A 12,747-nucleotide genomic window follows, 5' to 3' on the forward strand; every position below is an offset into this window, starting at 1 on the left:
ACGTGTCGAACTGGCCTCTACTTAGCATTCTCATCTGGCTGCCGATCATCGGCGGTGCATTGATCCTCGCCTTGCGTAACGCCCAGGCTGCCCGTTGGGCATCCCTGGCGGTCGCATTGCTCACCTTCCTGCTCAGCCTCGGTCTGCTCAGCGGCTATGACCGCGGCGCGGCCGATGTGATGCAGTTCGTCGAACAGCACCCGTGGATCCCGGCGTTCGACATCGGCTACAACCTCGCCGTCGACGGCATCGCCATTGCCCTGATCCTGCTGACCACGCTGATCGGCGTGTTGGCCCTGATCGGTGCCTGGGGCGTGGTCGACAAGCGCGTCAACCAGTACGTGGCGGCCTTCCTGATCCTGGAAGGCGTGACGGTCGGCATTTTCGCCGCCACCGACGCGATGCTGTTCTACGTGTTCTTCGAAGCCATGCTGATCCCGATGTTCCTGATCATCGGCGTCTGGGGCGGTCCGCGTCGCATCTACGCGGCGATGAAGTTCTTCCTGTACACCTTCCTCGGCTCGGTGCTGATGCTGGTGGCACTGATCTACCTGTACCTGAAGGGTGGCAGCTTCCAGCTGGTTGACCTGTACCAGCTGCAGCTGTCGGCCAAGGAGCAGACCTGGATATTCTTCGCCTTCCTGATCGCCTTCGCGGTCAAGGTCCCGATGTTCCCGGTGCACACCTGGCTGCCGGACGCGCACGTTGAAGCGCCGACCGCCGGCTCGGTGATCCTGGCGGCGATCGCACTGAAGATCGGTGGCTATGGTTTCCTGCGTTTCAACCTGCCGATCGTTCCGGACGCAAGCCACGAGTGGGCCTGGCTGGTGATCGCGTTGTCGCTGGTGGCGGTGATCTACGTTGGCCTGGTGGCGATGGTGCAGGACGACATGAAGAAGCTGATTGCTTATTCGTCGGTCGCACACATGGGTTTCGTTACCCTGGGTACCTTCATCGCGCTGTGGCTGGTACGTGACGCCGGCAGTGCCGACGCAGCCCGCCTGGGCCTGCAGGGCGCCATGGTGCAGATGGTTTCGCACGGTTTCGTCTCCGGCGCGATGTTCTCCTGCGTGGGCGTGCTGTATGACCGCATGCACAGTCGCCGCATCGCCGATTACGGCGGCGTGGTGAATGTGATGCCTTGGTTTGCGGCGTTCGCACTGTTGTTCTTCATGGCCAATTCCGGTCTGCCGGGTACCAGCGGCTTCGTTGGTGAGTTCATGATCGTGTTGGCCGCATTCCAGTGGAATCCGCTGGTTGCTCTGGGCGCTGCTACCACGCTGATCATCAGTGCTGCTTATTCGCTGTGGCTGTACAAGCGCGTGTTCTTCGGTGAAGTGGGCAATGCCCACGTCGCCGAGCTGAAGGACATGAATGGTCGCGAGTGGCTGGTAATGACCGTGTTTGCGGTCGGTACGCTGGTGCTGGGCTTCTATCCCAAGCCGCTGACCGATCTGATGGAGCCCTCCATCGCCCATCTGGCGATGCAGATCGCTTCAAGCAAGCTGCTGTAAGCGGCTCGTCGAGAGTATTGATTCCAGGATTTGATGATGACCACGCCGACGCCTCTGCCGTTGACCACGACCGACCTGCTGCCGTTGCTGCCCGAACTGGTAGTGATTGGCGGTGCCTTTGCCCTGCTGATCCTTGATCTGTTCATCAGCACCAGGCACAAGGTCTGGACCCACTTCATTTCGGTGGCGATCCTCGCTGTCGCCTTCATCATGCTGTTGAACGGCGTGGGCGGGCAGGGCGAGGTATTCCACGGGATGTTCATCCGTGACAACGCTGCCGACGTGATGAAAACCGTCGTGGTGCTGGTCAGTGGCCTGAGCCTGATCTACGGCTGGAGCTACCTGCGCGAGCGCAATCTGTACCAGGGCGAGATCCCGGTGCTGATCCTGTTCGCCACTGCCGGCATGATGATCCTGGTTTCGGCCGGCAGCCTGCTGATGGTCTACCTGGGCCTGGAACTGCTGGCGCTGTGTTCCTATGCGCTGGTTGCCAGCAATCGCGAGAACAAGCTCGCGGCCGAAGCCGGCATGAAGTACATCGTGCTGGGTTCCTTGGCCTCGGGCCTGTTGCTGTACGGCATGTCGCTGATCTATGGCGCCACCGGCTCGCTGCACCTGGACGTGATCCACGCGTCCATCGCCCATTCCGATGAGCGCCTGCTGCTGTTGACCGGCGCGGTGTTCATGGTCGCTGGCGTTGCCTTCAAGCTGGGCGCGGCACCGTTCCACATGTGGCTGCCCGACGTCTACCAGGGTGCACCGGCGCCGATCGCGTTGTTCATCAGTTCGGCACCGAAGCTGGCCGCGTTCGGCATGGCCTACCGCCTGCTGGAAATGGGCGTTGGCCCGCTGTCGACCGAGCTGCAGTACGTGCTGGCCGGCCTGGCCGCGTTGTCGCTGGTCATCGGTAACCTGATGGCCATCGCCCAGACCAACCTGAAGCGCATGCTGGCGTACTCGACCGTGTCGCACATCGGCTTCCTGCTGATGGGCATCGCCGGTGGCGGCGAGGCGGGCTATTCGGCCGCGCTGTTTTACGCCATTGCCTACGCCATCATGTCGACCGCGGCATTCGGCGCGATCATCGCGATGTCGCGTGCCGGTTTTGAGGCCGAGAACATCGAAGACTTCAAGGGCCTGAACGCACGCAGCCCGTGGATGGCAGGCCTGGTCCTGTGCATCATGGCGTCGCTGGCCGGTATCCCGCCGTTCCTGGGCTTCTGGACCAAGCTGTCGGTGCTGAGCGCGGCCGTCAATGGTGGCCTGCTGTGGCTGGCCATGGTTGGTGTGTTGTGTGCGGTGATTGGTTGCTTCTACTACCTGCGCGTCATCAAGGTCATGTACTTCGATGAGCCGGTGGGTGAGCCGCTGCCTCGCAACAATGACCGCATCCTGGGTATCGTGTTGGGCGTGAATTCCGTGCTGCTGCTGTTCCTGCCGCTCGGTTTGGGCCCGATCATGGAGTGGATGCGCAATTCTTTTGCACATTTGTAATAAAAAACGTTACAAATCTGCGCGAAGTGTGTATTATTCATCTCCTGAGTTGACGGCCTCACCGCTTAGCGGAAAGGTCGGAATCACTTGATAAGTGATTCAACCGGAAGGGTTTTTCCGGGTTTCTCCAGCTTCTTGAGAGAAACGCGAAGTAAATAAGTCTTGCATTATCGGCTTGGTTACTTCATAATTCCGCTTCTGATGCGGGGTGGAGCAGTCTGGCAGCTCGTCGGGCTCATAACCCGAAGGTCGCAGGTTCAAATCCTGCCCCCGCTACCAGCTTCGGTCTTTGCAACACGATGTGTTGATGAGGCAAAAGTTGGGCTCGCAAGAACGGCTGCTTCCGTTCTTGCAACCGGGATCCGGTCATCGGATCCAAACGGACAAAGGGCCCATGTGGGCCCTTTGCTGTTTCTGGAAATCAGAAACCCCGGTTGGGTGACAACCGTTCTCTAACTTACGAATCAAGGCTGGCTGTGAGCGACAAGGCTACTGAAATCGCGAATCTGCTGGGCCCCACCGTGCAGGCGTTGGGGCTCGAGTTGCTTGGCGCCGAATATCTGCCGGCCCCGGGCGGCGCAACGTTGCGCCTGTATATCGATGTGCCGCTGGCTGAGCAGCCTGAGCGCATGGTCAATGTCGAAGACTGCGAGCGGGTGAGCCGCGAGGTTTCCGCGCAGCTGGACGTCGAGGACCCGATCAGCGGCAATTACACGCTGGAAGTGTCTTCGCCCGGCGTGGACCGTCCGCTGTTCTCGCTGGAGCAGTTCGAGCGCGCCATCGGAGAATCCGCCAAGGTCGGCCTGAAGCTGCCGCAGGAAAACCGCCGTCGCCTGCAGGGCGAAATTGTCGCGGTTGACCTGGAGCAGGGCACGGTGACCTTCGTGGTCGACAACAAGCCCTTCGTGGCTTCGTTCGACAACATCGACAAGGCACGCATCATTCCGGACTGGGCCGCTTTGGGCCTGGCGCCGACCAAACCGACGGGTCCGGCCCCCAAGCAGGGCAAGACCAAGAATAATTCCAATAACGAAACGGCGGCCAAAAAGCCGCGCGCGGAGTGAGCCGATGAGCAAGGAACTTTTGCTGGTAGTTGACGCAGTCGCCAACGAGAAGGGCGTGCCGCGTGAGGTCATTTTTGACGCGATCGAGGCCGCACTGGCTTCTGCCGCGAAGAAGCGTTACGCCGAGGAAGAAGTCCTGGCGCGCGTTTCGATCAACCACAAAGACGGCACCTACGAAACTTTCCGTCGTTGGGAAGTGGTCGCTGATGACGTGGTGATGGAGTCGCCGGACCGCCAGATCCGTCTGATGGATGCGGTGGACGAAGCCGACGGCGTTGAAGTCGGTGACTACATCGAAGAGCAGATTGAAAACCCCGATTTCGGCCGTATTGCAGCGCAGGCTGCCAAGCAGGTCATCGTCCAGCGTGTGCGCGAAGCCGAGCGCCAGCAGGTGGTGGATGCGTGGAAGGACCGCGTTGGCGAACTGGTCACCGGTGTGGTCAAGCGCGCTGAGCGCGGCAACATCTATGTCGATCTGGGCGGCAATGCCGAAGCCTTCATTCCGAAGGACAAGGGCATTCCGCGCGACGTGCTGCGTGCCGGCGACCGCGTGCGCGGTTACCTGGCTGAAGTGCGTTCGGAGCCGCGTGGCCCGCAGCTGTTCATCAGCCGCGCTGCGCCGGAATTCATGATCGAGCTGTTCAAGCTGGAAGTGCCGGAAGTCGGCCAGGGCCTGGTTGAGATCAAGGCCTGTGCGCGTGACCCGGGCGACCGCGCCAAGATCGCCGTGCTGGCCCATGACAGCCGCACCGATCCGATCGGCGCCTGCATCGGCATGCGCGGTTCGCGCGTGCAGGCGGTCTCCAACGAGCTCAATGGCGAGCGCGTGGATATCGTGCTGTGGAACGAAAACCCGGCCAACTTCGTCATCAACGCGATGGCGCCGGCTGAAGTCCAGTCGATCATCGTTGATGAAGAAAAGCATTCGATGGACCTGGCCGTGGCGGAAGACCGTCTGGCCCAGGCAATCGGCAAGGGCGGCCAGAACGTGCGCCTGGCCAGCCGCCTGACCGGTTGGCAGCTGAATGTGATGACCCAGGACCAGGTGACCGCCAAGTCGGAAGCCGAGCAGGGCGTCGCTCGCCAGCTGTTCATGGACAAGCTGGAAGTGGACGAGGAAATCGCCGGCATCCTGGTGTCCGAAGGTTTTGGTACGGTGGAAGAAATCGCCTACGTGCCGGTTGGTGAGTTGCTGGCAGTGGAAGGCTTCGACGAAGATATCGTCGAAGAACTCCGCGCCCGCGCCCGCGATGCGCTGCTCAACGAAGCGCTGGCGGTGGAAGAGGGTGCTGACGGCGGTGTGCCGGCAGCAGATCTGCTGGCACTGAAGGGCATGGATGAGGCGACCGCGTACGCGCTGGCTGGCCACGGCGTGCGCACAAGTGAGGATCTGTCGGATCTGGCTGCCGACGAGGTTCTGGAGTTCGGCATCGAGGGCATGGATCTGGAGCGCGCCGCGGCGTTGGTCCTGGCAGCCCGCGCCGAGGAGATCGCCCGCCTGGAGCGCGGCGAATGAGCCAGCGATGAACAGTGCCCTGAGCCGCTCAGGGCGTAGACTCCGCGCTGCCTTCGTTCGTGACGAGGGGGCGCAAACAAGATCATAGGATCCGAATGTCGCAGCAAACCACCATCCGCAAGCTCGCCGAACTGGTCAACACGCCGGTCGAGAAACTGCTTGAACAGCTGTCCCAGGCCGGGATGAAGTTCAGCGGTCCCGACCAGGTCGTGACCAGTACCGAGAAAGTGAAGCTGCTGGGCTTCCTCCGCCGTTCGCACGGCAAGGAAGAGCAGCCGGCCGAAGACGCCGAGGCCGCAGCCAAGAAGATCACCCTGAACCGCCGCAAGCATCAGGAAGTGACCGTCAACGCCGGCCGCAGCAAGACCACCGTCAATGTGGAAGTGCGCCAGAAGCGCACCTACACCAAGCCGGAAGGTGGCAAGCCTGCGATGACGCCGGACGAAGAGCGCGCGGATATCCTGCGCAAGCTCGAAGAGTCGCGTCAGCGCAACCTCGACGAACAGCGCATGCTGGCCGAGAAGGATCGCGCCCGCGACGAAAGCATCGCTGCCAAGAAGGCCGCCGAAGAAGCCGAAGCCGCGCGCATCGAGGCTGAGAAGGCCGCTGCTGAAGCGGCTGCCAAGGCTGCTGCTGCAAAGCCGGCGCCGGAAGTCGAAGCGCCGGCGCCGCGCGCCGCACGCCCGGCCGCTGCTGCACCGGCCCGCGCGCCTGCCCGCGAGGAGCGTGGCAACAACGCCAATGCCAATGCAAAGTCGGGCAAGCGCAACGAAGGTGGGGATGGCAACCGTTTCGGCGGCCAGCTGCACCTGTCGGCGTCTGACCGTGCCCGTCGCGGCAACAGCAGCAATACGAATTCGCGCGGTCGTCCGGGTGCGCGTGCACCGCAGGGCCGCCGCGGCAATGAAGCAGCGCGTAGCGGTGGCGGCAGCCACGCCTTCGAACGCCCGACCGCACCGGTGGTGCGTGAAGTCGCCGTTGGCGACACCATCACCGTCGCCGATCTGGCGCAGAAGCTCGCGCTCAAGGGCGGCGAGGTGGTGAAGGCGCTGTTCAAGATGGGCGTGATGGCGACCATCACCCAGACCATCGACCATGACACCGCGGCACTGGTTGTCGAAGAGCTCGGCCACAACGTGGTTCGCGCCAACGCCAACGACGCCGAAGACGCACTGCTGGCCATCACTGGCGCTGATGAGCGCGTGGCGGTGCCGCGTGCGCCGGTCGTGACCATCATGGGCCACGTCGATCACGGCAAGACCTCGCTGCTGGACTACATGCGCCGCACCAAGGTTGCCAATGGCGAAGCTGGTGGCATCACCCAGCACATCGGTGCCTACCATGTGACCACGCCGAAGGGCGTGATCAGCTTCCTCGATACCCCGGGCCACGCCGCGTTCACCTCGATGCGTGCCCGTGGTGCGCAGTTGACCGACATCGTGGTGGTGGTTGTCGCCGCCGACGATGGCGTAATGCCGCAGACCAAGGAAGCGATCCAGCACGCTCGCGCCGCCAATGCGCCGATCGTGGTGGCGATCAACAAGATCGACAAGTCGTCCGCCGACCCGATGCGTGTCAAGAACGAACTGCTTGCCGAACAGGTCGTTGCTGAAGACTTCGGCGGTGACGTGCAGATGGTGGAGATCTCAGCCAAGACTGGCCAGGGCATCGACGATCTGCTGGATGCGATTTCGCTGCAGGCCGAAGTGCTGGAACTGAAGGCCGTGGCCGACGGCCGCGCCAACGGTGTGGTCATCGAATCCTCGCTGGACAAGGGCCGTGGCCCGGTCGCGACGGTGCTGGTGCAGCAGGGTCTGCTGAAGAAGGGTGACTACCTGGTGTGCGGTATCCAGTACGGTCGTGTGCGTGCGCTGTTCGACGAAACCGGCAGCCAGGTTGGCGAAGCTGGTCCGTCGATCCCGGTGCAGGTGCTGGGTCTGTCGGGTGTGCCGGAAGCCGGTGATGACTTCGTCGTGGTTGAAGACGAGCGTCTGGCCAAGGACGTTGCGCAGACGCGTGAAACCAAGCGTCGCGAGTCGCGCCTGGTTGCCACCGCCGGCAGCCGCATGGAAGACATCATGTCGCAGCTGGGCAAGGGCGATGGCCAGCAGGTGCTGAACCTGCTGATCAAGGCCGACGTGCAGGGTTCGGTGCAGGCACTGAGCCAGGCGCTGGTTGCGCTGTCCAACGACGACATCCGCATCAACGTGATCCACTCCGGCGTGGGCGGCATCACCGAGTCCGACGCCAACTCGGCCGTGGCTTCCAAGGCCACTGTCATCGGCTTCAACGTGCGTGCGGATGCTTCGGCCCGTCGCATCATTGAATCCAACGGCGTTGACCTGCGTTACTTCTCGATCATCTATGACGTGATCGACCAGGTGAAGCAGGTGGCATCCGGTCTGCTCGGCGTGGAAATCCGCGAAGAGATCATCGGTATCGCGCAGGTCCGCGATGTGTTCCGCAGCTCCAAGTTCGGCGCGGTTGCAGGCTGCATGATCATCGAAGGCGTGGTGAAGCGGAACAAGCCGATCCGCGTGCTGCGCGACAGCGTGGTGGTGTTCGAGGGCGAGCTGGAATCGCTGCGTCGCTTCAAGGAAAACGTCGAGGAAGTTCGCAATGGTACCGAGTGCGGTATTGGCGTGAAGGCTTACAACGACGTCAAGCCGGGCGACCAGATCGAGTGCTTCGAACGTATCGAAGTGCCGCGCACGCTGTAACGGCTGCGATCGAGGTATCGGGAGTCGGGATTCGCCAAGGCGGGTCCTGACGAGCGGAACCTCCAGCAGCCGGGTCGGGGAATCGCGAGTTGTGGCCGTGGATGCGGTTGCTGCGCGCGGTTCCCTTCCGGTTTCATTGAAATTCACTCTTTATTGCTGATACTTGCCTGATGCCTAAGACTTTCCATCGTACCGACCGTGTTTCTGCGCAGATTCGCCGTGATCTGGGCACGCTGGTGCATGCCGCCGTGCGTGAATTCGGCCTGCCTTCGGTCAGTGTGTCGGACGTGGAAGTTACCCGTGACATGGCCCATGCCAAGATCTTCGTGACCGCGCTGATGCCGGAACGTGCGGATGAGGCGATGAAGGGCCTGCGCGAGCTCACTGTTGAGCTGCGCATGTCGCTGGCCAAGGCGATGAAGTTGCGGCATGTGCCGGAGCTGCATTTCCATTACGACGATTCGGTCGATCGTGGTGAGCGCATCGACAATCTGTTGCGCGACCTGGCGCCACCGCCGGAACCCGAATCCGACGCCGACAAAGGCACCGACAAAGAGTAATCGCAGCAGCCCGTAAGGGCTGTTGTCATGTATGGCCTGTGCGTTGGTGCAGGCGGCTTTCCCGTTTTATGCTCGGCGTGCTGATCGCACGCCAGCCCGCCCATGGTGTTGCATGCGTCCCAGAATCCAATTCCGCCGCCTGGATGGCATCGTTCTGCTCGACAAGCCGGCCGGCATGAGCTCCAACACCGCGCTGCAGGTTGCGCGTCGGCTGTTCCGTGCCGAGAAGGGCGGTCATACCGGTAGCCTTGATCCGCTGGCCACCGGTCTTCTTCCGCTGTGTTTTGGCGAAGCGACCAAGATCGCCGGCTTGTTGCTGGGCTCGGCCAAGGCCTATGACGCCGAGATCCGGCTCGGCAGCACCACCGATACCGATGATGCCGACGGCGCGGTGCTGCGCGAGCGGCCGGTGCCTGAGTTCAGTGATGCGCAGTTGCGGGCGGCCTTGGCCAGTTTGAGTGGCACCATCCTGCAGCGGGCACCGATCTATTCGGCGCTGAAGCAGGGTGGCGAGCCGCTGTATGCCAAGGCGCGTCGTGGTGAGGCCATCGAAGCCCCCGAGCGCGAAGTGCAGGTGCAGGCGATTGAAGTGCTGGCCCGTGAAGGTGAGCGCCTTTCGCTGCGCGTGACCTGTGGCTCGGGCACCTATATCCGCAGCATCGCCCGCGACCTGGGCGAATTGCTGGGCTGTGGTGCGCATGTCACCGCGCTGCGCCGGCTGTGGGTGGAACCGTTCATGGCGCCGAAGATGATCGGCCTGGATGCACTGCGCGCAGTCGCTGAGTCCGGCGGCGAGGGCGCGCTGTTGGACTGGTTGCTGCCGGTCGAGCAGGGACTGAGCCAGTTCGCCCGGGTCGAGCTGGATGGCGCGCAGGCGGCGCGCTTCTGCGTCGGCCAGCGTCTACGCGATCCGGTCTGGCCCGTTGGGCTGGTGGTGGTTTACGGCGAAGGCGGTCAGCCGCTGGGGCTGGGTCAGGTCGAGGAGGGCGGGCGGCTGAGCCCGCAGCGGCGCTTCAATCTCTGAACGGGCGGGAGCGGACAGTAGCTTTCAAGTCACTACCGCCTTGTCCCGGATGGTTGTGACCGTTACAATTTTGCGGCCCTAGAAAGGGCAACTGCCCGCCTCGGTGGGCAGCCTATTAATCGGCGAGCTGTGCGGTGCGTCTTGAGGCGTTCCTGCTGGCCCCGCATCTGAAGAGAAAAACCATGTCGATCGACACCCAGAAAGTCATTGAAGAAAACAAGCGCGGCGCTGCTGATACCGGTTCCCCGGAAGTCCAGGTTGCCCTGCTGACCGCTCGCATTGAACTGCTGACCGGCCACTTCAAGGAACACAAGAAGGATCACCACAGCCGCCGTGGCCTGCTGCAGATGGTCAATCGCCGCCGTAGCCTGCTCGACTACCTGAAGAACAAGGATGTCGCACGCTATAAAGCATTGATCGAAAAGCTCGGCCTGCGCCGCTAATCGATACCCGCCGCGGCGCAGCGATGCGCCGCGGCTTTGTTTTTAGAGCTTCAAAATCGTAGTTGACCGGCCGGAACCGCCCGGCCAGCCGTTGCCGGCATGGGTTGGCAACGGACCAATCGAAGAAAGCATTTCAAGGATCCCCCGTGGCAAAAATCACCAAAACCTTCCAGTACGGCAAACACACCGTCACGCTTGAAACCGGCGAAATCGCCCGTCAGGCCGGCGGCGCAGTCATCGTCAAGATGGACGACACCGTGTTGCTGGTCACTGCCGTCGCCGCCAAGAGCGCGCGCGAAGGCCAGGACTTCTTCCCGCTGACCGTCGATTACCAGGAGAAGTTCTACGCCGGTGGCCGTATCCCGGGTGGCTTCTTCAAGCGTGAAGGCCGTGCGACCGAAAAAGAGACGCTGATTTCGCGCCTGATCGATCGCCCGATCCGTCCGCTGTTCCCGGAAGACTACAAGAACGAAGTGCAGATCATCGCCACGGTGATGTCGCTGAACCCGGAAGTGGACGGCGACATCGCCGCCCTGATTGGTGCTTCGGCCGCGCTGTCGCTGGCCGGCACCCCGTTCAAGGGCCCGATCGGCGCTGCCAAGGTCGGTTACAGGGACGGCCAGTACATCCTCAACCCGACCGTGTCGGAGCTGAAGGAGTCGCAGCTGGAGCTGGTGGTCGCTGGTACCGCCAACGCCGTGCTGATGGTGGAATCCGAAGCCGCACTGCTGTCCGAAGACGTGATGCTGGGCGCCGTGACCTTCGGTCACCGCGAAATGCAGAAGGTCATCAACGCGATCAATGAACTGACCGTTGAAGCCGGCACCAAGCCGAGCGACTGGGTTGCCCCGGCCAAGAACACCGCGCTGATCAGCGCCCTGCAGGAAGCCGTCGGCGGCAAGCTCGGCGAAGCGTTCCAGGTGCGTGACAAGCTGCAGCGTCGTGACGCCATCTCGGCGATCAAGAAGGACGTGGTCGAGACCCTGGCTGGCCGCGTTGCCGCTGAAGGTTGGAACCCGGCCGAGCTGTCGAAGGAATTCGGCGAGCTGGAATACAGCACCATGCGCAACTCGGTGCTGGACACCAAGGTCCGCATCGACGGCCGTGCGCTGGACACCGTCCGCCCGATCGCCGTGAAGACCGGCGTGCTGCCGCGTACCCATGGTTCCTCGCTGTTCACCCGCGGTGAAACACAGGCCATCGTGACCATCACCCTGGGCACCGCCCGTGATGGCCAGGTGATCGACGCCGTTGCCGGTGAGTACAAGGAAAACTTCCTGTTCCATTACAACTTCCCGCCCTACTCGGTCGGTGAGTGCGGTCGTTTCGGTGCGCCGAAGCGTCGTGAAATCGGCCACGGCCGTCTGGCCAAGCGCGGCGTGCTGGCTGTGATGCCGTCGCTGGAGGCCTTCCCGTACACCATCCGCGTGGTGTCGGAAATCACTGAATCCAACGGTTCCTCGTCGATGGCTTCGGTCTGCGGTTCCTCGCTGGCCCTGATGGACGCCGGCGTGCCGGTCAAGTCGCCGGTTGCCGGTATCGCCATGGGCCTGGTCAAGGAAGGCGAGCGTTTCGTCGTCCTGTCCGACATCCTGGGTGACGAAGATCACCTGGGCGACATGGACTTCAAGGTCGCTGGTACCGCCGAGGGCATCTCCGCCCTGCAGATGGATATCAAGATCGAAGGCATCACCGAAGAGATCATGAAGCAGGCACTGCAGCAGGCCAAGGCTGGCCGTCTGCACATCCTGGGTGAAATGGCCCACGGCCTGACCTCCCCGCGTGCCGAGCTGTCGGACTACGCGCCGCGTCTGCTGACCATCAAGATCCACCCGGACAAGATCCGCGAAGTGATCGGCAAGGGTGGTTCCACCATCCAGGCCATCACCAAGGAAACCGGCACCCAGATCGACATCCAGGACGATGGCACCATCACCATCGCTTCGGTGAACAACGCTGCTGCCCAGGCCGCCAAGGCCCGCATCGAGCAGATCACCTCGGACGTCGAGCCGGGCCGCATCTACGAAGGCAAGGTCGCCAAGATCATGGACTTCGGTGCGTTCGTCACCATCCTGCCGGGCAAGGACGGTCTGGTCCACGTGTCGCAGATCTCCAGCGACCGCGTCGAGAAGGTCGGCGACGTGCTGAAGGAAGGCGATGTGGTCAAGGTCAAGGTGCTGGAAGTCGACAAGCAGGGCCGTATCCGCCTGTCGATGAAGGCCGTTGAAGAAGGCGAGGGCACCCCGGCCGAATAAGGCTGCGGTGTTGTATCGCTGAGAAGAAAAGCGGGCCTCGTGCCCGCTTTTCTTTTGCCCGGAAAACAGCAGAAGAACAGCCGCGTAGTGCCGAGCCAAGCTCGGCAGAAGCTTTCCCGGACAACCCACCGACCTTGCCTGTCTCTTATACACATCT

The 12,747-nt window shown here is 62.5% G+C and carries 9 protein-coding genes and 1 tRNA gene; all 10 read left to right on the top strand.

Features of this window, described 5'->3' with window-relative positions:
* The first annotated feature begins 2 nt into the window (after window positions 1–2).
* The gene (locus AC1VWL_RS14870; protein ID WP_481534145.1) at window positions 3–1,514 is read left to right on the top strand and encodes an NADH-quinone oxidoreductase subunit M; all 1,512 of its coding nucleotides are present in this window, start codon (window positions 3–5) and stop codon (window positions 1,512–1,514) included.
* Window positions 1,515–1,550: 36 nt separating this feature from the next.
* Complete coding sequence (gene nuoN / locus AC1VWL_RS14875; protein ID WP_282268420.1) at window positions 1,551–3,008, top strand: NADH-quinone oxidoreductase subunit NuoN; 1,458 nt, start codon at window positions 1,551–1,553, stop codon at window positions 3,006–3,008.
* Between the two features lie 202 nt (window positions 3,009–3,210).
* A tRNA-Met gene (locus tag AC1VWL_RS14880) sits at window positions 3,211–3,287 on the top strand.
* A 197-nt stretch (window positions 3,288–3,484) separates the two neighbouring features.
* On the top strand, window positions 3,485–4,072 hold the full coding sequence (gene rimP / locus AC1VWL_RS14885) for a ribosome maturation factor RimP (protein ID WP_296246084.1): 588 nt from the start codon (window positions 3,485–3,487) through the stop codon (window positions 4,070–4,072).
* 4 nt (window positions 4,073–4,076) lie between these two features.
* The gene (gene nusA / locus AC1VWL_RS14890; RefSeq protein WP_282268424.1) at window positions 4,077–5,588 is read left to right on the top strand and encodes a transcription termination factor NusA; all 1,512 of its coding nucleotides are present in this window, start codon (window positions 4,077–4,079) and stop codon (window positions 5,586–5,588) included.
* Between the two features lie 95 nt (window positions 5,589–5,683).
* Entirely contained in the window at window positions 5,684–8,308 is a 2,625-nt protein-coding gene (infB, locus tag AC1VWL_RS14895; RefSeq protein WP_481534143.1) for a translation initiation factor IF-2, read from the top strand.
* A 170-nt stretch (window positions 8,309–8,478) separates the two neighbouring features.
* Window positions 8,479–8,868 carry a 30S ribosome-binding factor RbfA gene (rbfA, locus tag AC1VWL_RS14900; protein WP_481534142.1) on the top strand — a complete coding sequence of 130 codons (390 nt, stop codon included), beginning with the start codon at window positions 8,479–8,481 and terminating at the stop codon, window positions 8,866–8,868.
* Window positions 8,869–8,980: 112 nt separating this feature from the next.
* Window positions 8,981–9,892: a tRNA pseudouridine(55) synthase TruB gene (gene truB, locus AC1VWL_RS14905; RefSeq protein ID WP_482987209.1), complete on the top strand. Its 912-nt coding sequence runs from the start codon at window positions 8,981–8,983 to the stop codon at window positions 9,890–9,892.
* Between the two features lie 182 nt (window positions 9,893–10,074).
* Complete coding sequence (gene rpsO / locus AC1VWL_RS14910; protein ID WP_057626688.1) at window positions 10,075–10,335, top strand: 30S ribosomal protein S15; 261 nt, start codon at window positions 10,075–10,077, stop codon at window positions 10,333–10,335.
* Window positions 10,336–10,481: 146 nt separating this feature from the next.
* Window positions 10,482–12,590, top strand: a complete 2,109-nt coding sequence (pnp, locus tag AC1VWL_RS14915) for a polyribonucleotide nucleotidyltransferase (protein WP_482987210.1) — start codon at window positions 10,482–10,484, stop codon at window positions 12,588–12,590.
* Window positions 12,591–12,747: the final 157 nt, after the last annotated feature.

This window comes from Stenotrophomonas sp. STEN063, assembly GCF_056854515.1.

Coding starts and splice junctions, on each gene's coding strand:
- nusA (WP_282268424.1), top strand. CDS start 4,077: ATGAGCAAGGAACTTTTGCTGGTAGTTGACGCAGTCGCCAACGAGAAG.
- rbfA (WP_481534142.1), top strand. CDS start 8,479: ATGCCTAAGACTTTCCATCGTACCGACCGTGTTTCTGCGCAGATTCGC.
- truB (WP_482987209.1), top strand. CDS start 8,981: ATGCGTCCCAGAATCCAATTCCGCCGCCTGGATGGCATCGTTCTGCTC.
- infB (WP_481534143.1), top strand. CDS start 5,684: ATGTCGCAGCAAACCACCATCCGCAAGCTCGCCGAACTGGTCAACACG.
- nuoN (WP_282268420.1), top strand. CDS start 1,551: ATGACCACGCCGACGCCTCTGCCGTTGACCACGACCGACCTGCTGCCG.
- rpsO (WP_057626688.1), top strand. CDS start 10,075: ATGTCGATCGACACCCAGAAAGTCATTGAAGAAAACAAGCGCGGCGCT.